This window comes from Micromonospora sp. RTP1Z1, assembly GCF_033804685.1.
Lineage (GTDB): Bacteria > Actinomycetota > Actinomycetes > Mycobacteriales > Micromonosporaceae > Micromonospora.
Genome location: NZ_JAPFQV010000054.1, coordinates 25,383 through 44,417 on the forward strand (window position 1 = coordinate 25,383; position 19,035 = coordinate 44,417).

Here is a 19,035-nt window from a genome sequence, read left to right on the forward strand (position 1 = left end):
CGCGGTCCCGCTCGCGGCGGCCGCCGAGGCGCAGCGGCCGGTGGAGGAGGGGCACGTCCGGGGCAAGGTGGTGCTGGAGGTCTGAGCGGGGACCGGAGCCGGCGGCCGGTCGGTCGACGGCGTCCCGCTCAGTGGGTGCGGCGCCGGATGAGCAGCGCGATCCCGGCGAGGCCGGTCGTGATGACCATCACCACCCCGACGTTGAGCAGCAGCAGCCGCTGGAGTTCGCGCATCGCGTCGTCGATGTCCTGCCCCGGGTTCAGCGAGTCCTCCGGGATGGCCCGCTCGCCGCCGCCCACGCCGCCGCTGACCGTGTCGAACTGTCGCTCCAGTGGCACCCCGACGCTGCGCAGCGTCTCCGACATGTTGAGCCGGCCGAAGAACCAGCCGGCCCGGGTCTTGCTCAGGTCGGGCTGTTTGGCCGGCCGGTAGACGCGGGGGCCGCCCTTGGCCAGCGGGTAGAGGTCGTACGTGTGCCTCGGCACGTCCCCGGCGAGCACCACGACCGTGTACTTCGGACCGAGGTTCTTCGCCTCCGGTCCGCGCTGCTGACCGGTCCGGCCGAGCCAGCTGACCTGGTCGACGACGGCGACCACGTCGGTGGGTCGGGTGTCGGCGCGTAGCCGCAGCGGCTGGTTGAGCCGGTCGCCGGTGATGTCCACTCCGGCCGGTGGCAGCTTGGGCCCCGCCGCCTGGGCGGTGCCGGCGAGCGCCAGCGAACAGGCCGTGGCTATCAGCGCACCCGTCACCGCGGCCAGCAGCCGCCTCACCTTCCGGACCATCGCCGCCTCCTCGCCCCGTTCGATGGATGGCTTCCGCTGCAGGTCACGTTGATCGGCCGACGATGGTGGTCATGCCCACGGATCTGGTGCCCCCACCTCAAAGACTCCGCAGAACGTCGCTCGGTTGCAGCTGCTGCAAGAGTAATTGGAACTATCTGCGATCTGGGACCGACTAAGGAGCAGCCCGTTGATCAGTGGGCGGATCGTACCTTTGCGGAGGGGTTCATGGGGGGCAGCGTGGCACGCGTGGCGCGTACCTGGCTAGCGGTTCTCGGCGTGGCGGTCGGTGTGTCGGTGCTGCTGCCGGCCACCCCGGCGGCCGCGCACAACTCGTTGACCGGCAGCGATCCGCGGAACGGGGCGCGGCTCGCGGCCGCGCCGAAGCGGATCGAGCTCCGGTTCCTCGCCACCCCGGCCCCCGGCACGACGAAGATCGCAGTCACCGGGCCGGACAACGTGCCGGCGACGGGCGGCGCGCCCACCTTTGCCGGGAACCGGGTGAGCGTGCCGTTCACCCCTGGTCCGGCCGGGCTCTACATCGTCGGCTACCGGGTCGGGTCGACCGACGGCCATCCGGTGAGCGGCGAGATCCGCTTCACCCTCACCACCGGTACGCCGGCCGAACCTCCCTCCGCGACTCCCGCCACCTCCAGCGCCGCGCCGACCAGCACCGAGGCGACCAGCGCCGCCCCGACCTCGTCGGCCGCTCCGCCGAGCCCGGCACCGGCCGCCGACAGCCGCTCCGACGACGGCGGATCCGGCTGGCTCTGGGCGCTCGCCGCGGTCGTGGTGCTCGGGTTGCTCGGCGGGGCGGTCCTGCTCCGCCGCCGCTCCGCGCGCGACTGACCGTCCGCCCCTCGCCCGGCTGCCCTCCGGTGGCCGGGCGCGCGCAACGACGCGATGGACGTGGTGGGGCGGCGACGGGACGTACGACGGAGGGGCCCGCCGGATGACCGGCAGGCCCCTCGCGACCGGACCTCAGATCAGGCGGACCCGGGCGGCGCGCAGCCGGCTCAGGGCGCGCTCGCGGCCGAGCACCTCGAGGGACTCGAAGAGCGGCAGCCCGACGGTCCGGCCGGTGACCGCGACCCGGACCGGCGCCTGCGCCTTGCCCAGCTTGAGGCCGCGCTCCGCGCCGACCGCCTCCAGCGCGGCCTTCAGCGACTCCGCGTCCCACGACTCCAGCCCGTCGAAGGCGGCGATCGCGGCGTCCAGCAGGTCGGCCGCGCCCTCCTTCATCGCCTTCGCCCAGGCCGCCTCGTCGATCAGCGGGTCGGCCAGGAAGAGGAAGTCGACGTTCGGCACGATGTCGCTGAGCACCGCGATGCGGGTCTGGGCCAGCGGCGCCACCGCGGCGAACGCGGCAGCGTCGAACTCCTCCGGCTGCCATGGCGGCGGCGCGATGGTGCCGGTGCCCGTCAGCCACGGCTCACACGCGCTGATGAACTCCTCGACCGGCAGCGCCCGGATGTACTCGCCGTTGAACGCGCGCAGCTTCTTCTCGTCGAAGAACGCGGGCGAGGGGTTCACCTCCTCCAGCCGGAACTCCTCCTCGATCACCGACCAGGGCACGATCTCCCGGTCGCCCGAGGGGGCCCAGCCGAGCAGCATCAGGTAGTTGCGCATCGCCCCGGCGAGGTAGCCCTCGTCCCGGAACGCCTCCAGGGCGACCTTGTCGCGCCGCTTGGAGAGCTTCTGCCGCTTCTCGTTGACCACCACCGGCACGTGCGCCCAGATCGGCGGCTTGACCCCGAGGGCGTCCCAGAGCAGCTGCTGCTTCGGGGTGTTGGGCAGGTGCTCCTCGGCCCGGATCACGTGGGTGATCCCCATGGTCATGTCGTCGACCACGTTGGCCAGCAGGAAGACCGGCGAGCCGTCGCCCCGGGCGATGACGAAGTCCTCGATCAGCTTGTTCTCGAAGGTCGGCTCACCGCGGATCAGGTCGACCACCACGGTCTCGCCCTCGTCCGGCGTACGGAAGCGCAGCGCCCGCCCCTCGCCCGGGCCGAGGCCCCGGTCCCGGCAGAAGCCGTCGTAGCCCTGGTACTGCGAGCCGGTCCGCGCCTGCACGGCCTCGCGGGTGCAGTCGCAGTAGTAGGCCCGGCCGGACTCGTACAGCCGCTGGGCGGCGGCGCGGTGTTCGCCGGCGTTCTCGGACTGGAAGTACGGACCCTCGTAGCTGCCCCGCTCGATGCCGATCCAGTCCAGCGCCGACAGGATGCCCTCGGTCCACTCGGGCTTGTTGCGGGCCGCGTCGGTGTCCTCGATGCGGAGCACGAACACCCCGCCCTGCTGCTTGGCGTAGAGCCAGTTCTGCAGGGCCGAGCGGGCGCCGCCGACGTGGAACATACCGGTCGGGGAAGGGGCGAAGCGCACACGTACCGTCACGTCCCCCAGCCTACGGCCGGCCGCGACCGCTTTCCGCCAGGGGGCCGGGTCAGGGCACTGAACGGATCTTGAGGACCAGGGCGCTGCCGAGCAGGGTGACCGCCGCGGTGACCGCGTAGAGGGTGGGGTAGCCGCCGAGGTGCACCACGATCGGGGCGGAGATGGCCGGCCCGAGCACCTGCGGCGCCGAGTTCGCGATGTTGATGACGCCGAGGTCCTTGGCCCGGTCGGTGGCCGCCGGCAGCACCTGGGTGATCAGCGCCGCGTCCACCGCCAGGTAGACCCCGTAGCCGGCGCCGAGCAGCAGCGCGGCGGCCACCGCCATCGGCCAGACCGGCGCCACGGCGAGCAGCAGCGCGGCCACCGCCATGATCAGGCCCGAGGTGATCACGAAGACCTTGCGCCGGCCGGACCGGTCCGACAGCCGGCCGGCGACCACGGCGGTCAGCATCATGCCGAGCGTGTAGAGCAGGATCAGCACCAGCAGCGCGCCCTCGGGGTCGGGGTGGCGCACCCCGTCGGTGAGGAAGTACAGCAGGTAGAGGGTGCCCAGCGCGTTGCCGGTCTGGACCAGGAACCGGGTGAACCAGGCCCAGGCGAAGTCGGGGTGCCTACGTGGGCTGATCCACATCGAGGCGAGCAGCCCGCGCAGCCGCAGCGGCGGCCGGTGCTCCCGGGGCAGCGGGTCGTCGGCGGTGAGCAGCGCGAACGGCAGTGACAGCAGCAGCATCGCGATCGCGATCGCGGCGTACCCGGCGGCGTTGCCGGTGACCAGCGCGGTGACCAGCACCGCGCCGACCACCAGGCCGAGCGCCTGCGGGATGCCCACCCAGCCGGAGACGCCGCCGCGCTGGGCGACCGGGACCCGGTCCGGGATGGCGGCGGTCAGGCTGGCCAGCATCGCGTTGAAGCAGACCTGCGCGGCGACCCAGCCCAGCGCCACCCCGGCGATGGTGTCCTGGCGGGCGAGCAGCACCAGGGCCGCCGCGCCGAGCACGGCGCCGGCGGCGGTCCAGACGTGCCGGCGGCCCAGGTGCCGGTTGGCCAGCCGGAGCACCGTCCGGTCCGACAGCGCCCCGGCGAGCGGGTTGGCCAGCACCGCGGCGAGCGCACCCAGCCCGGTGACGACCGCGAGCATCGCCTCCTTGTCGCCCGGTGCGATCCGTTCGACCTGCTGCGGCAGCAGCACCTGGATCGGGGTGAAGAAGGCCATCCAGACGCCCAGGTTGGCCGCGAAGATCAGCGCGATCCAGCTCCGCCGGACCGGCACGGTCGGTTCGGCGAGCGCCGCCGGCAGCGAGGTCGGCGTCGGGTTCACCGTGGTCACGGCCGGATCACGTCCCGGAACCAGGCGTACGACGACTTCGGGGTCCGCCGCTGGGTGGCGTAGTCGACGTGCACCAGGCCGAACCGCTTGGTGAAGCCCTCGGCCCACTCCCAGTTGTCCAGCAGCGACCAGACGAAGTACCCGGTCACGTCCACGCCCTCGTCGATCGCCGCCCGCACCGCGCGCAGGTGCCCGTCCAGGTAGGCGATCCGCTCCGGGTCGGCCACCCGGCCGGCGGCGTCCGGCACGTCGTCGTACGCGCAGCCGCTCTCGGTGACCTGGATCGGCGGCAGCGCGTCGCCGTACCTGTCGCGCAGCCCGACGAGCAGGTCGCGCAGCCCGTCCGGGACCACCGGCCAGTCGAAGGCGGTCCGCGGGTATCCCTCCAGCGGGACGATCTCGAACGGCAGCGGCGAGTCCTCCTCGACCGCCCGGATCCCGGTGGGGTTGTAGTAGTTCACCCCGAGCACGTCGATCGGCGCGGCGATCACGTCGAGGTCTCCGGCGCGCACCACGCTCTCGTCGAAGCCCGGCCCGTCCGGGTAGCCGAGTCCGAGCAGCGGGTCGGTGAAGAGCCGGTTGTGCAGCGCGTCGTACGCCGCCCCGGCTGCCCGGTCGGCACCGGTGTCGCCGGCCGGCCGCACCGGGGAGTAGTTGTTGGCGATGGCGACCGGGCTGGTGCTCCGCGCCCGCAGCGCCGAGACCGCGAGGCCGTGCCCGAGCAACTGGTGGTGGGCCACCGGGAAGGCGTCGAAGATCAGCATCCGGCCGGGGGCGTGCACTCCCATGCCGTGCCCGAGGCTCATGTGGATGAACGGCTCGTTGAGGGTGATCCAGAGCTTCACCCGGTCGCCGAGGCGGGCGGCGACCAGGTCAGCGTATTCGGCGAAGCGGTTGACGGTGTCCCGGTTGAGCCAGCCGCCGGCGTCCTCCAGGGCCTGCGGCAGGTCCCAGTGGAAGAGGGTGGCGACCGGGTCGATGCCGTGGTCGAGCAGGTCGTCCACCAGCCGGTCGTAGAAGTCCAGCCCGGCGGCGTTGGCCGCCCCGGTGCCGGTGGGCTGCACCCGTGGCCAGGCGACCGAGAACCGGTACGCGGACACCCCGAGCCCGGCCAGCAGCGCCACGTCCTCGCGATACCGGTGGTAGTGGTCGCAGGCCACGTCGCCGGTGCTGCCGTCGACGATCCGGCCGGGGGAGTGGGCGAAGGTGTCCCAGATGGACGGTCCCCGGCCGTCGGCGCTGGTCGCGCCCTCGATCTGGTACGCGGAGGTGGACACGCCCCAGCGGAATCCGGCGGGGAAGTCCGGCATCGGCGCGGTCGTCATTCGCCCTCCCAGAAATGCGAAGCGTGTTCGGGACTCTAGGGCGCGGGCCGCCGATATGCCATAGGCCGGGGAGGGTCGGCGGCGCAAGGGTTTTCGGCGTGTCTTTTCCGAACCCATCCGAGTAAGTCCGATTTACCGCATACAGTGCGTAATATCGCGGATGTGTCCTTAGTGGGGGAAAGACAGAAATGATCCTCGTGGAGCGCAGTGCGCACGTGTTGGCGCCGGTGGAAGTGGTCTGGGATGTCGTGCAGCGGGCCGAGCAGTTGCCGGCCTGGCTGGCGGGGGTCCGCGCGGCGGAGGTCCTCTCGGGGGAGGGCTTCGGTCGGCGACAGCTGGTCCAGGCCGGGCGCGGCTCGGCGCACGAGGCCGAGGTGATCGCCTACCAGGAGCCCACCCTGATCGGTTGGCGCGAGCGGGCCAAGGGCGCCGGCGCCCGGGCCGAGGCGCGCACCGAGATCTACGTACAGCTGACCCCGGACGAGGAGGAGGGCGGGACCATCGTGCGGCTCATCGTCGTACGGTGGCCCGCCGGTACGGTCAAGGCCGCCCTGCTCCGGCTCGGCCTCCGCCGGGTCGGCGCCGACCTGGAGGACTCGTTGGCCCGGCTTACCGACCTGGCCGCCGTCGGTTGACCGGTCCGTCCCGGCGTCGCCCGCGATGGTGATGGTCCGGCGTCCCCGCCAGGGGCGCCGGGCCATTGTCGACTCCGCGGCCGGCCCGCCCGCGCCAGAAGGGCCCGGCACGGAGACCACCGTGCCGGGCCCTTCTCGCGCACGACCTAGCTGTCGCCGCCGGTCTCGCCGACCGGGGCGGCGTTGACGTCCTCCAGCGCGTACTTCTTGGCGGCCTCGGCCGGGACGTTGGCCGATACCACGCCGCGGAGCGCGAGCTGCCGCAGCGTCGCGACCGCCACCGACTCGGCGTCGACGTGGAAGTGCCGGCGCAGCGCGTGCCGGGTGTCCGACATGCCGAAGCCGTCGGTGCCGAGGGAGGTGTAGTCACCGGGCACCCAGCGGGAGATCAGGTCCGGCACCGCGCGCATCCAGTCGCTGACCGCGACCTTCGGCCCGTCGGCGTCGGCCAGCTTCTGCTGGACGTACGGGACCCGCTGCTCGTCGCCCGGGTTGAGCAGGTTGTGCTCCTCGCACTCCACCGCGTCCCGGCGCAGCTCCGTCCAGGAGGTCACCGACCAGACGTCGGCGGCGACGCCCCAGTCCTCGGCGAGCAACCGCTGCGCCTTCATCGCCCACTGCATGCCGGTGCCGGAGGCCAGGATGTTCGCCCTCGGCGCGTCCCCGTCGACCTTGGCGGGGGAGTAGCGGTAGATGCCCTTGAGGATGCCCTCGACGTCCACGCCCTCCGGCTCGGCCGGCTGGAAGATCGGCTCGTTGTAGACCGTGAGGTAGTAGAAGACGTTCTCCTGCGCCTCGCCGTACATCCGGTGCAGGCCGTTCTCCATGATGTGCGCGATCTCGTACCCGAACGCCGGGTCGTACGCGACCACCGCCGGGTTGGTGGCGGCGATCAGCATCGAGTGGCCGTCCTCGTGCTGGAGGCCCTCACCGTTGAGCGTGGTCCGGCCGGCGGTCGCGCCGAGCAGGAAGCCCCGCGCCATCTGGTCCGCCGCCGCCCAGAGCCCGTCGGCGGTCCGCTGGAACCCGAACATCGAGTAGAAGATGTACATCGGGATCATCGGCTCGCCGTGCGTGGCGTACGAGCTGCCCGCCGCGGTGAACGAGGCGACCGAGCCGGCCTCGTTGATCCCCTCGTGCAGGATCTGCCCGCCGGTGGCCTCCTTGTACGACAGGAACAAGTCCCGGTCGACGGAGGTGTACCGCTGGCCGTGCGGCGAGTAGATCTTCGCCGTCGGGAAGAGCGAGTCCATGCCGAAGGTGCGGGCCTCGTCCGGGATGATCGGCACCCAGCGCTTGCCGAACTCCTTGTCCTTCATCACGTCCTTGAGCAGGCGGACGAAGGCCATCGTGGTGGCCACCTTCTGCTTGCCCGAGCCGCGCTTGACGTCGGCGAACCGCTCCGGGCCCGGGATGGTCAGCCGCTTGGTGCTGGTCCGCCGGGACGGCAGGTACCCGCCGAGCTGCTGCCGCCGCTCCCTCAGGTACTGGATCTCCTCGGACTTCTCACCCGGGTTGAAGTACGGCGGCAGGTAGGGGTTGTCCTCCAGCTGCTTGTCCGGGATGTCCAGGTAGAGCCGGTCCCGGAAGAGCTTCAGGTCCTCCAGGGTCAGCTTCTTCATCTGGTGGGTGGCGTTGCGGGCCTCGAAGTGCGAGCCGAGCGTCCAGCCCTTGATCGTCTTGGCCAGGATCACCGTCGGCTGACCGGTGTGCTCCATCGCCGCCTTGTAGGCCGCGTAGAGCTTTCGGTAGTCGTGCCCACCCCGCTTGAGGTTCCAGATCTCGTCGTCGCTGAGGTGCTCGACCATCTTGCGGGTCCGCTGGTCGCGGCCGAAGAAGTGCTCCCGGACGTACGCCCCGGACTCCGCCTTGTAGGTCTGATAGTCACCGTCGGGCGTGGTGTTCATCAGGTTGACCAGCGCGCCGTCGGTGTCCGCCGCGAGCAGCGGGTCCCACTCGCGGCCCCAGACCACCTTGATCACGTTCCAGCCGGCACCCCGGAAGAACGCCTCCAGCTCCTGCATGACCTTGCCGTTGCCGCGGACCGGACCGTCCAGGCGCTGGAGGTTGCAGTTGATCACGAAGGTGAGGTTGTCCAGCTCCTCGCGGGCGGCCACACCGATCGCGCCGAGCGTCTCCGGCTCGTCCATCTCGCCGTCGCCCAGGTACGCCCAGACGTGCTGGTCAGAGGTGTCCTTGATGCCGCGGTGGTGCAGGTAACGGTTGAACCGGGCCTGGTAGATCGCGTTCAGGCCGCCGAGACCCATGGAGACGGTGGGGAACTCCCAGAAGTCCGGCATCAGCCGGGGGTGCGGGTACGACGGCAGCGCGCCGTCCGGGTGGGACAGCTCCTGGCGGAAGCCGTCGAGCTGGTTCTCGCTCAGCCGGCCCTCAAGGTACGCGCGGGCGTACATGCCGGGGGAGGCGTGGCCCTGGTAATAGATGTGGTCGCCGCCGCCCGGGTGGTCCTTGCCGCGGAAGAAGTGGTTGAAGCCCACCTCGTAGAGCGACGCGGAGCTGGCGAAGGTCGAGATGTGCCCGCCGACCTCGATCCCCGGGCGCTGGGCCCGGTGCACCAGCATGGCGGCGTTCCACCGGATGTAGGCCCGGATCCGCCGCTCGATGTGCTCGTCACCCGGGAACCAGGGCTCGCGCTCCGGCGGGATGGAGTTGATGTAGTCGGTGGTGGTCAGGGAGGGCACCCCGACCTGGCGCTCGCGGGCCCGCTCCAGCAGGCGCAGCATGACGTACCGGGCGCGCTTGGTTCCGCGCTCGTCGATGACACCGTCGAGCGACTCGACCCATTCGCCGGTCTCTTCAGGGTCGATGTCCGGAAGCTGGCTCGGCAGACCAGCGGTGATCACCGGGCGCTTGCGTTCCGTAGCCACAGGCGTTTCCTCGGTTGTGTGTGGGATAGGTCTCTAGCGCCATCCTGCCCCCTGGTGGCGCTCGTCGTCACGTCTCCCTCCCCCAGACGCGACGCTGAACACAGGTACCCACCGGTAACTTTGAGCGATCCTCGAGTGCGCCGCCGGCCGGCCGGCCGGCCCTTGCCCCGACCTCCTACCGTGCGGCCATGACGACGCGGCTGGTTCTCGGGGCCGGCGTGGCCCTCCTCGGTGGCCTCGGACTGGTGGTCGCGCTGGCCGGCCTGTACCGGGGTCAGCTGGCCCTGGCGCCCTTCGGTCTGCTCGGCCTGGTCCTGCTCGGTGCGGGCCTGGCAACCCTCGGACGGAGGTCCGCGGTCGCGTCGCGGCCCCCGGCCGGCGGGTACCGGTTCGAGGGATCGGTGGGCGGCCCGACCGGGGCCTTCGGCTTCGGCACGGACGTCAGCGGCTACGACGATCGCTCCGGGCGGCCCGACGGGCCGGCCTGCGACGGCGGCTCCGGTGGCGGCTGGTCCGGCGGCGGTGACGGTGGGGGCTCGTCGGGCGGCGGTGACGGCGGAGGCTGGTCGGGCGGCGGAGGTGGCGGCGGGAACTGATCCGCTGCGGCAGAATGCGCCGTATGCGCAGTGAGGTGATCACCGTCCAGACCGGGTCCCGGCCGACCGTCCGGGACATCACCGCCGAGGCCGAGCAGTTCGTCTCCGGCCAGGGCGACGGCCTGCTGCACGTGTTCGTGCCGCACGCGACCGCCGGGCTGGCCGTCATCGAGACCGGATCCGGCTCCGACGACGACCTGCTGCGGGCGATCGACGATCTGCTGCCCACCGACGACCGCTGGCGGCACCGGCACGGCTCACCCGGTCACGGGCGGGACCACGTGCTGCCCGCGTTCATCCCGCCGTACGCGACCCTGCCGGTGATCGACGGTCGACTGGCGCTCGGCACCTGGCAGTCGATCTGCCTGGTCGACACCAACGGCGACAACCCCACCCGCAAGGTCCGCCTCTCCTTCCTCCCAGCCTGACCCTCCCGGCCACCTCCCGACCCGCCCCACAGCGCCGGCCGCCGGCCCGGTTAGGCCCTCATTCACGGAAAGAGCGGCCATCCCGGGCGGAATGGCCACTCTTTCCGTGAATCTGCGCCCCTCAGGCTCGCTGTTGTCGTCGGCGGTCCCGGCGAGTCGGAGCAATACGTCAATAGCAGACGTAATCAACCAGTTACCGGCAAGTAAGGTGTGAGACATGGCGCAACCCACCGTCCCCACCGCCGGCCCCGACGCCGGCGACCGCTCCGGCCTGGCCGGGGACGCGGTGCGCCGGATCATGCACATCGCCTCGGCGATCCGGCACTACCAGGACGTGGAGATCTCCGAGCTGGGACTCACGCCGGCCGTCGCCCGCGCGCTGCACGAGCTTGACCCGGACCGGCCGCTGCCCGCCCGGGACCTCGCCGAGCAGCTGCGCTGCGACCGCTCCAACGTCACCGGGCTGGTCGACAAGCTGGAGCAGGCCGGCCTGGTGGAGCGGCGGGTCGACCCGGCCGACCGGCGCCAGAAGACCCTCGTGGTGACCGACGCCGGCCGGCGGATGCGGGACCGGGTGCACCAGGTGATGTCCGATTCGCGACTGTTGGGCGGGCTCACCGCCGGCGAGCTGTCCGCCCTTCGTGAGCTGGTCTGGAAGGTCTCCGACGGCGGCTGCCCGGAGCAGTGCGGCGACGAGTGAGCCTCGGCGGGCGGATCGTGTCCGAGTGGGCGAGGCGCCCCTTCGTCGGTAATGCTGTCCGACGTGACCACCCCGCAAGATCTCGACGACCGGTTCCGGGAGGCCCTGGGCGCGCTCGGTCTCCCCGCCCAGCGGCGTGACCTCGACGAGCCGCTCACCGAGGGCGCGCCGCTGACCGGAGCACAGGCGCTGGCCCTCTTCGACGCCCAGGTCACCAGTCGACTGCTGGACCTCGCCGGGCGCTGGCTGCGCAGCTTCGGCGAGGGCTTCTACACCATCGGCTCCGCCGGGCACGAGGGCAACGCGGCGGTGGCCGCCGCCCTGCGGCCCACCGACCCCGCCCTCCTGCACTACCGCTCCGGCGCCTTCTACTGCGTCCGCGCCGCCCAGGCCGCCGGGACCTTCCCGGCCGGTGACCGGGTCGCCGACGCGACCGGCTCCGCCGACGACGTCGGACCGTCCGACGACGACTCGCCGGTCGCCGACGGCACCGACGAGGTCGCTCCGGCCGGTGCGCCGCCGGACAGCGAGGCCCTTGAGCGGGACGGCCTGCCCAGCGCCGACCCGCCCAGCGCCGACCTGCCCGCCGCCGCCGAGGCGGGCGACTCCGGCCGGGCCGGGACCGACCCCGCGCCGCCGGCGGCGGAGACCGTCGAACCGCCGTCGGGGACCGCGGCACGGGACGACGACCGGGACCTTGCCGCGCCGGACCGGAACGCCGACTCCGATGCCGATGCCGATGCCGTCGAGGCGGCCGGCGCGCCGGTCGGCGCCGGGGTCGCGGTCGACGCCACCGGCGAGGCGGTGCTCGGCGAGCCGGCCGCGGTCGCCGAGGACGCGTACGTCGAGGCGGCCCGGGACGTGCTCCGGGGAATGGTCGCCTCGGCCCGCGAGCCGATCGCCGGTGGCCGGCACAAGGTGTTCGGCCGGGCCGACCTGGCCGTCATCCCCACCACCTCCACCATCGCCTCCCACCTGCCCCGGGCGGTCGGGATGGGGCTGGCCCTGGAACGGCTGCGCCGGGTCGGCGGCGGACGGCGTGCCGGGTCGCCGATGCCGGCCGCGGAGGTCACCGGCGCGCCGTGGCCGCCGGACGCGATCGTGGTCTGCTCGTTCGGTGACGCCTCGGTCAACCACGCCAGCGCCACCGTCGCGTTCAACACCGCCGGCTGGTACGACCACACCGGCCTGCGCATCCCGGTCCTCTTCGTCTGTGAGGACAACGGCCTCGGCATCAGCGTGCGCTCGCCGAAGGGCTGGGTGGCGGCGACGCTGCGCGCCCGACCGGGGATCCGCTACTTCGCCGCGGACGGGGCCGACCCGGTCGAGGCGTACCGGGTGGCGGGGGAGGCGGCGGCCTGGGTGCGCCGGCACCGGCGGCCCGCCGTGCTGCACCTGACCACCGTACGGCTGATGGGGCACGCCGGTCCGGACGCGGAGACCGCGTACCGGAGCCCGGCGGAGATCGCCGCCGACGCCGAGCGGGACCCGCTGCTGGCCACCGCGCGGCTGCTGGTCGAGGGCGGCTTCGCCACCGGCGAGGAGCTGCTCACCCGGTACGACGAGCGGGGCTGGCAGGTCCGCCGGGTGGCCGAGGAGGTGCTCGACGAGCCGAAGCTCGCGTCGGCGGCCGAGGTGGTGGCGGCGCTGGCCCCGCGCCGGCCGGTGCGGATCTGCCGAACGGTGGCCGACGCGGCGGCCCGGGCGGCCGGGCCGAACGCGGGCGCGCGGGCCGCGGCGTTCGGCGGCAAACCGCCGGAGCTGACCGGTCCGCTCACCCTGGCGCAGAGCATCAACGCGGCGCTCGCCGACGGGATGCTGGACCACCCCCGGATGGCCGTGTTCGGCGAGGACGTCGCCGCCAAGGGCGGGGTGTACGGGGTGACGAAGGGGCTGCGGGACAAGTTCGGCGCGGCCCGGGTCTTCGACACGCTCCTCGACGAGACCTCGATCCTCGGGCTGGGGCTGGGCGCGGGGATCGCCGGGATGTTGCCGGTGCCCGAGATCCAGTACCTGGCGTACCTGCACAACGCCGAGGACCAGCTGCGCGGCGAGGCGGCCACCATGCAGTTCTTCTCCGGCGGCGCGTTCCGCAACCCGATGGTGGTGCGGGTGGCCGGGCTGGCGTACCAGGAGGGGTTCGGAGGGCACTTCCACAACGACAACTCGGTGGCCGTACTGCGGGACGTGCCCGGCCTGGTGATCGCGGTGCCGGCGCGGCCGGGCGACGCCGCGCCCATGCTGCGGACCTGCCTGGCAGCCGCGGCGGTGGACGGCAGCGTCTGCGCCTTCCTGGAGCCGATCGCGCTCTACCACACCCGGGACCTGTACGCCGACGGCGACGGGGAGTGGCTCGGCGAGTACGCCGAACCGGGTGCGTGGGCGGCCGGCCACGTCCCGATCGGCCGGGCCCGGGTGTACGGGGTCGGTTCGGCCGAGGATGTCACGATCATCACGTTCGGTAACGGGGTGCGGATGTCGCTGCGGGCGGCGGCCAGCCTCGCCGACGAGGGGATCGGCACCCGGGTGGTGGACCTGCGCTGGCTCGCCCCGCTGCCGGTGGCGGACATCATCCGGGAGGCCTCGGCGACTGGCCGGGTGCTGGTCGTCGACGAGACCCGCCGGTCGGGCGGGGTGGGCGAGGGGGTGATCGCCGCGCTGGTCGACGCCGGATACGTGGGTGCGGCGCGGCGGGTGGCGGCAGTTGACTCGTTTGTACCATTAGGTCCGGCGGCACGTCAGGTTCTGGTCTCCGAGGAAGCCATTACCCAGGGTGCCCGTACCCTGCTGGCACGGTAAATTCCGTTCCACCCGGTGCGCCACTTGCGCAGGGAGCCACAACTGTGTGGACTTGGCCCGACGGCGTCATACGACGTCGCGAGCAGGGATGAGATGAGGAGGCACGCGACAGTGAGCGCGACCGCTGGTCAGGCCGCCGACGGGGTACGTAGCCTGGCGGACCGGTTCGGGATCGAGCCGGGCATGGTCGTCATGGAGATGGGGTACGACGACGACGTCGACCAGGATCTCCGGGACGCCCTGACCGACCGCTGTGGAGATCTGGTGGACGAGGACACCGACGAGGTGGTCGACTCGGTGCTCGTCTGGTACCGCGATGGCGACGGTGACCTCTTCGAGCTCCTCGTCGACGCCCTCGGGCCGCTGGCCGACAACGGGGTGGTGTGGCTTCTGACGCCCAAGGCCGGGCGGGACGGCCACGTCGAGCCGAGCGAGGTCGCGGAGAGCGCGCAGACCGCCGGGCTCCAGCAGACCTCCACCATCAACGCGGGCCGCGACTGGAGCGGTGCCCGCCTGGTGCTCCGGCGTGGGTCCAAGGCGAAGAAGTAGCCGACCTTCCGCGCCCCGACGGCCTCCGCCGCCGGATGTGGCAGGCTGATCATCTCCAGACTCGACCCCGAGGAGCTCGCATGACCATTGAGGTTGGCGCCGAGGCGCCGGACTTCGTGCTGAAGGACCAGAACAACCAGGAGGTCCGGCTCTCCGACTTCCGCGGCAAGCGCACCGTGCTGCTGGTCTTCTACCCGCTCGCCTTCACCGGCATCTGCCAGGGCGAGCTGTGCGAGGTGCGGGACAACCTCAATGAGTACGTGAACGACGACGTCCAGGTGCTGACCGTCAGCGTCGACTCGGTCTACGCCCACAAGATCTGGGCCGACCGGGAGGGCTACCAGTTCCCGCTGCTGGCCGACTTCTGGCCGCACGGCGCGGTGGCCCAGGCGTACGGCGTCTTCAACGACGTGGCGGGCATCGCCAACCGGGGCACCTTCGTGATCGACAGGGCCGGCGTGGTCCGGTTCGCCGAGATGAACATGCCGGGCGAGGCGCGGGACCAGGAGGGCTGGCGCAAGGCGCTCGCCGAGACCGCCGCCGCCTGATCCCAGAACCGGGCATACCGTTCGACCGGGCCGGTGACCGGCAGGTAAGCTTGCCAGCCACCGGCCCGCCGTACGGGCGTTCCGGGCGCGTAGCTCAGTGGGAGAGCACTCGCCTTACAAGCGAGGGGTCGCAGGTTCGAAACCTGCCGCGCCCACCACCACTTGACCAGCCAAAACCCGCCAGAAGCGAGGCAACTTGCACGGGCGGGTGAGCGTCTGACATCCATCTCTGACATCAACCGGTTGAGCCGAATGCTTCGCCGAGCTTCCGCAGGGCCTCCGTCTGCTCGGTCATCCCGGTGTGCGTGTAGATCATCATCGTGACATCCACGTGTGAGTGACCGGCGATGGCTTGAGCGATGTGCGGCGGGGTTCCAAGGCTGAGTAGAAGCGTTAAGCAGGTGTGCCGGAGATCGTGAAGCCGGATCTCAGGGAGTCCTGCTCGAAACTGTCGGGCATCTTCGTTGGTCGCACCAAACTCACCGGCCAGGGCCGGCCCGCGCTGCGTCTGGCCGCCTGGCGGGCGGTCTGGGGCGCCCAGCGCGGCAACGCCGTCTACGCGGCCCGCTACCACCACCTGACGACGCGGGAGACCAACAACTCACCGCAACCCAAGCCCAGACCGTGATCGCCGCGGCGATCCTGCGCCAGTTGCACGCCGTGATCACCACCGGCCAGGCGGGCGAGTGTGCGTTTCGAAGGACGGAGGTCGATCCTTCCTCAGTCACTCGCCGGGGCTGCCTTGAAAAGGAGTTTCCGGGATGGTGTCGTATCAAGGTGTAGCCGTTCGTGGAACCAGTGTGCGGCGGCCGGCTGGGCCGCCGGACACGAGGAGTCGGGAAAGGCCCTCGTCCGGGACTGGGAGGAGACGACCATGACGGAGTACCTGATCACCTTCAACGATGAGTGGGTGCCCGACCACACGGCGGAGGAGCTGCGCGAGAAGGGCACGGCCGCCCGGGCCGTGATCGAGGAGATGCAGGCCGACGGTGTCCTGATCTTCACCAACGGCGGGCTCGACCGGTCCACCGCGGTCTGCAGTGTCGAGCCGGTTGACGGCAAGCCCGTCTTCACCGACGGCCCGTACGTCGAGACCAAGGAGCACCTCGGCGGCTTCGCCGTCGTGGACGTGCCCGACGACGCGGCGGCGCGATACTGGGCCGGCAGGCTCGCGACCGTGCTCGACTGGCCGCAGGAGGTGCACCGGTTCCGAGGTCCCGGGCAGGCCCGGCGTAACGGCTCAAGGGAGAAGTGAGCGCGGTGCCCAGGTACCTGCTGTCCGTCTACGGACCGGCCGAGCGCACCGAGTTCGGCAACTACCCCTCCCGGGAGGCCATGCTGCAGGCGTTCGCCGACACCGGTGCCTTCACCGAGAGGCTCCAGAGGGACGGTCACTTCGTCTTCGCCGATGGCCTGGAGCCCGCGACGACCGCCACCACCGTCGACGGGCAGGGCGAGAAGCCGGCCTTCACCGACGGGCCCTACCTGGGGACGAAGGAGTACCTCGGCGGCTTCTGGGTCATCGAGGCGGCCGACCTCGACGTGGCCCTGGCGCTTGCCGCCGAGGGGTCGAAAGCGTGCCGCGGCGAGGTCGAGGTGCGTCCCTTCCGAACCGGGGAATTCGTCCGAGCGCTGCTGGCGCCGTGACTGGTCCCACCGTCGAGCAGGCGATCATCCGTGTCCACCACGAGGAGTGGGCGCGGGTGGTCGCCGGCCTCGCGCGCCGTTTCGGCGACCTCGACGTCGCCGAGGAAGCGACGGCCGAGGCGTTCGTAGCGGCTGCAGAGCGGTGGCCGCGCGAGGGCGTACCGTCCAATCCCGGCGGTTGGCTCGCCACCACCGCGACCCGCAAGGGGATCGACCGGCTCCGTCGCGAGTCGCAGCGCGACGCCAAGCACCAGGCGGCCCGGATCGTGTACGACGACACCCCTCCTGAGCCGACCGGCCCGGTCGAGGACGACCGGCTCAGACTGGTCTTCACCTGCTGCCACCCTGCGCTCGCGATGGAGGCCCGGGTGGCGCTCACCCTGCGCCTGCTCGGCGGCCTCACCGTCCCCGAGATCGCCCGCGCCTTTCTGGTGCAGGAGACCACGATGGCGCGGCGGATCACTCGCGCCAAGGCAAAGATCAAGGCGGCGCACATTCCCTACCGGGTGCCCTCGGCCGACGACATCCGCGAGCGGCTCACCGGCGTGCTCGCGGTCGTCTATCTCGTCTTCAACGAGGGCTATCTCGCCGGTGAGGGGGACGACCCGTTGCGCGGCGACCTCACCGACGAGGCGATCCGCCTCGGCCGCCTGCTCCGAGCTCTCCTCCCGGACGACGGCGAGGTGGCCGGTCTGCTTGCCCTGATGCTCCTCACCGACGCCCGGCGGCTGGCGCGCGTGTCCCGCACCGGGGAGCTGGTGACCCTCGACGAGCAGGATCGCGGCGCGTGGGACCGCACCCTCATCGCCGAGGGCAAGGCCCTGGTCCGCGAGCGGCTCGAGGCGGTGGCGGCCGGCGGTGACGCACCTGGGCGCTACCAGCTGCAGGCCGCGATCAACGGGGTCCACACGGATGCCCCGTCCGCCCGAGACACCGACTGGTCCACGATCGTCGCCCTCTACGGCCAGATGGTGCTGCTCGATCCCTCGCCGATCGTGCGGCTCAACCGGGCGGTCGCGGTCGCCGAGGTCGACGGCCCCGGGGTCGGGCTGGCCGAGGTCGACCGGCTCGGCGAGGTCCTTGACGGCTACCACGCCTTCCACGCCGCGCGCGCCGACCTGCTGCGGCGACTCGGGCGCGGCGGCGAGTCGCGGTCGGCGTACGACCGGGCCATCGGTCTCGCCGGCAACCCCGCGGAGCGGGCCTACCTCACCCGCCGCCGCGACCAGCTCGCCGGCTGACCGACACGTGGAGCCAGCCCGTTCCAGCACCGTTCGCGACGTGAGCGGACATGTGGGTTAGCTATGTCGTCGTGCTCTGGTGCGCCGTAGGGCGAGAGCCAGATTCATTGGGTAGGTTGCCCACCGTGACTGAGCTCGGACCCGTCGCCTGGCCGCCTGCCCCGATCAGGACCGAGCGGCTCGTGCTCCGTGAGTCCGAGGCCCGGGACCGTGCGGCGTTCATCGAGTTGCTCGCCTCACCGGAGGTGCATACCTACCTCGGTGGCCCTCGACCGCGTGATGAGCTTGAGCACGGGGTGCCCGAGATATCCGAACGGCGGCCTGGCCTTTTCGTGATCGATCTCGACGGAGCGATGATCGGCATGGTCAAGCTCGATCGGCACGACGCCGAGAGTCCGGGGCACGTCCGTCCGGATGTCGGGGAGGCCGAGCTCGGCTACCTGTTCCTGCCGGAGGCGTGGGGACGCGGGTACGGCGCCGAGGCGTGCGCAGCGGCACTCGACTGGTTCGCCGACGCGCTTCCCGGCGAGCGGGTGGTGCTGCGCACCCAGACCGCCAACGAGCGCTCGATGCGCCTCGCGGCGAAGCTGGGGTTCACCGAGGTGGAGCGGTACGAGGGCTACGGCGCCGAGCAGTGGCTCGGCGTGTGGTCCTCGGTCACGTCGTCCGGTTGAGCTCGTGCTCGACAGCGCAGCGGTCCACGAGGCCACCGATCAGTCGTCGGCCTCGTCGCGGCGTTTGACGTCGGCGAGCACGTCGGGCGGGAAGCGTACGGGCATGGGCGCGATCTCAGCCGCGCTGCGCGGTGCCGAGAAGATCCAGGGCGCCGACGGATAAGCCCACCGCACCCAACGACTGTTCCCGTAGCGAGCCGCGACATCGCAGACCTACGACTGAGGTGGCGCACGTTGTGCCTACAAGCCTCCGCCAGGGCGACCGAGCGAACGTCCGCACATCGGCTAGAAGCGGATCCCTCTGTGTCATCCTTGGGGAAGGCAGGGTGACCTGCTGAAACTCTGACCCGTGAGGGCGTGCGAGGAGATCCACCCCCGTGACATCGCATCACCCGGTACCCGACCCCGAGGTGCCAGCAAAGCCCCGAACAAGGACATACACCGCCGCGTACAAGGCGCGGATCCTGGCCGAGTACGAGACCCTCGACAAGGCCGGCAAGGGTGCCCT

At 71.8% G+C, this 19,035-nt stretch carries 20 protein-coding genes and 1 tRNA gene; 14 read left to right on the plus strand and 7 right to left on the minus strand.

Annotated elements, in window-relative coordinates; translation table 11 throughout:
* Positions 1 to 128 precede the first annotated feature (128 nt).
* Positions 129 to 782, minus strand: coding sequence for a hypothetical protein (locus SLP03_RS23540; protein ID WP_319462798.1), 654 nt, complete (start codon positions 780 to 782; stop codon positions 129 to 131).
* Between the two features lie 246 nt (positions 783 to 1,028).
* Here SLP03_RS23540 and SLP03_RS23545 point away from each other — a divergent pair, with 246 nt between their 5' ends.
* Positions 1,029 to 1,628 carry a copper resistance protein CopC gene (locus SLP03_RS23545; protein ID WP_319462799.1) on the plus strand — a complete coding sequence of 200 codons (600 nt, stop codon included), beginning with the start codon at positions 1,029 to 1,031 and terminating at the stop codon, positions 1,626 to 1,628.
* 132 nt (positions 1,629 to 1,760) lie between these two features.
* Here SLP03_RS23545 and gltX read toward each other — a convergent pair whose 3' ends face one another.
* Genes gltX through SLP03_RS23560 form a run of 3 tightly spaced genes read right to left on the minus strand, consistent with a single transcriptional unit; the run spans position 1,761 to position 5,822 of the window.
* Positions 1,761 to 3,170 (minus strand): glutamate--tRNA ligase, encoded by a 1,410-nt coding sequence (gene gltX, locus SLP03_RS23550; protein WP_319462800.1) that lies wholly within the window; start codon positions 3,168 to 3,170, stop codon positions 1,761 to 1,763.
* A gap of 49 nt (positions 3,171 to 3,219) precedes the next feature.
* The gene (locus SLP03_RS23555; RefSeq protein ID WP_319462801.1) at positions 3,220 to 4,497 is read right to left on the minus strand and encodes an MFS transporter; all 1,278 of its coding nucleotides are present in this window, start codon (positions 4,495 to 4,497) and stop codon (positions 3,220 to 3,222) included.
* Positions 4,494 to 5,822 (minus strand): GH1 family beta-glucosidase, encoded by a 1,329-nt coding sequence (locus SLP03_RS23560; RefSeq protein WP_319462802.1) that lies wholly within the window; start codon positions 5,820 to 5,822, stop codon positions 4,494 to 4,496. The genes SLP03_RS23555 and SLP03_RS23560 overlap by 4 nt, the downstream gene beginning before the upstream one ends.
* 188 nt (positions 5,823 to 6,010) lie before the next feature.
* Between SLP03_RS23560 and SLP03_RS23565 the strand changes: the two genes are divergently transcribed.
* On the plus strand, positions 6,011 to 6,457 hold the full coding sequence (locus SLP03_RS23565) for an SRPBCC family protein (protein WP_319462803.1): 447 nt from the start codon (positions 6,011 to 6,013) through the stop codon (positions 6,455 to 6,457).
* 146 nt (positions 6,458 to 6,603) lie between these two features.
* On the opposite strand, the gene aceE is transcribed toward SLP03_RS23565, so the two are convergent.
* Positions 6,604 to 9,345: a pyruvate dehydrogenase (acetyl-transferring), homodimeric type gene (gene aceE / locus SLP03_RS23570; RefSeq protein ID WP_319462804.1), complete on the minus strand. Its 2,742-nt coding sequence runs from the start codon at positions 9,343 to 9,345 to the stop codon at positions 6,604 to 6,606.
* A gap of 188 nt (positions 9,346 to 9,533) precedes the next feature.
* Here aceE and SLP03_RS23575 point away from each other — a divergent pair, with 188 nt between their 5' ends.
* From SLP03_RS23575 to SLP03_RS23605, 7 genes are all read left to right on the plus strand, one after another.
* Positions 9,534 to 9,941 (plus strand): hypothetical protein, encoded by a 408-nt coding sequence (locus SLP03_RS23575; protein ID WP_319462805.1) that lies wholly within the window; start codon positions 9,534 to 9,536, stop codon positions 9,939 to 9,941.
* A 23-nt stretch (positions 9,942 to 9,964) separates the two neighbouring features.
* On the plus strand, positions 9,965 to 10,369 hold the full coding sequence (locus SLP03_RS23580; RefSeq protein WP_319462806.1) for a YjbQ family protein: 405 nt from the start codon (positions 9,965 to 9,967) through the stop codon (positions 10,367 to 10,369).
* Positions 10,370 to 10,586: 217 nt separating this feature from the next.
* Entirely contained in the window at positions 10,587 to 11,069 is a 483-nt protein-coding gene (locus SLP03_RS23585; RefSeq protein WP_319462807.1) for a MarR family winged helix-turn-helix transcriptional regulator, read from the plus strand.
* A 549-nt stretch (positions 11,070 to 11,618) separates the two neighbouring features.
* A complete protein-coding gene (locus SLP03_RS23590; protein WP_413644738.1) occupies positions 11,619 to 13,868 on the plus strand; it encodes a transketolase C-terminal domain-containing protein in 2,250 nt (749 codons plus the stop codon).
* A 111-nt stretch (positions 13,869 to 13,979) separates the two neighbouring features.
* Positions 13,980 to 14,417 carry a DUF3052 domain-containing protein gene (locus SLP03_RS23595; protein WP_319462809.1) on the plus strand — a complete coding sequence of 146 codons (438 nt, stop codon included), beginning with the start codon at positions 13,980 to 13,982 and terminating at the stop codon, positions 14,415 to 14,417.
* An 80-nt stretch (positions 14,418 to 14,497) separates the two neighbouring features.
* Positions 14,498 to 14,965, plus strand: a complete 468-nt coding sequence (locus SLP03_RS23600) for a peroxiredoxin (protein ID WP_319462810.1) — start codon at positions 14,498 to 14,500, stop codon at positions 14,963 to 14,965.
* Positions 14,966 to 15,048: 83 nt separating this feature from the next.
* Positions 15,049 to 15,123 (plus strand) — tRNA-Val (locus SLP03_RS23605).
* Between the two features lie 77 nt (positions 15,124 to 15,200).
* Here SLP03_RS23605 and SLP03_RS23610 read toward each other — a convergent pair.
* The gene (locus SLP03_RS23610; RefSeq protein WP_319462818.1) at positions 15,201 to 15,455 is read right to left on the minus strand and encodes a tyrosine-type recombinase/integrase; all 255 of its coding nucleotides are present in this window, start codon (positions 15,453 to 15,455) and stop codon (positions 15,201 to 15,203) included.
* On the opposite strand from SLP03_RS23610, the gene SLP03_RS23615 reads away from it, so the two are divergent.
* From SLP03_RS23615 to SLP03_RS23635, 5 genes are all read left to right on the plus strand, one after another.
* Complete coding sequence (locus tag SLP03_RS23615) at positions 15,381 to 15,593, plus strand: hypothetical protein (RefSeq protein ID WP_319462819.1); 213 nt, start codon at positions 15,381 to 15,383, stop codon at positions 15,591 to 15,593. The two genes, SLP03_RS23610 and SLP03_RS23615, sit on opposite strands and share 75 nt — an antisense overlap.
* 246 nt (positions 15,594 to 15,839) lie before the next feature.
* Positions 15,840 to 16,220 (plus strand): YciI family protein, encoded by a 381-nt coding sequence (locus SLP03_RS23620; protein ID WP_319462811.1) that lies wholly within the window; start codon positions 15,840 to 15,842, stop codon positions 16,218 to 16,220.
* Between the two features lie 5 nt (positions 16,221 to 16,225).
* Positions 16,226 to 16,612 carry a YciI family protein gene (locus tag SLP03_RS23625; RefSeq protein ID WP_319462812.1) on the plus strand — a complete coding sequence of 129 codons (387 nt, stop codon included), beginning with the start codon at positions 16,226 to 16,228 and terminating at the stop codon, positions 16,610 to 16,612.
* Positions 16,609 to 17,853, plus strand: a complete 1,245-nt coding sequence (locus tag SLP03_RS23630) for an RNA polymerase sigma factor (RefSeq protein WP_319462813.1) — start codon at positions 16,609 to 16,611, stop codon at positions 17,851 to 17,853. Before SLP03_RS23625 ends, SLP03_RS23630 begins: the two co-directional genes overlap by 4 nt.
* Before the next feature lie 125 nt (positions 17,854 to 17,978).
* A complete protein-coding gene (locus SLP03_RS23635) occupies positions 17,979 to 18,527 on the plus strand; it encodes a GNAT family N-acetyltransferase (protein ID WP_319462814.1) in 549 nt (182 codons plus the stop codon).
* 39 nt (positions 18,528 to 18,566) lie between these two features.
* Here SLP03_RS23635 and SLP03_RS23640 read toward each other — a convergent pair whose 3' ends face one another.
* Positions 18,567 to 18,701, minus strand: coding sequence for a hypothetical protein (locus SLP03_RS23640; protein ID WP_319462815.1), 135 nt, complete (start codon positions 18,699 to 18,701; stop codon positions 18,567 to 18,569).
* Between the last annotated feature and the right edge of the window lie 334 nt (positions 18,702 to 19,035).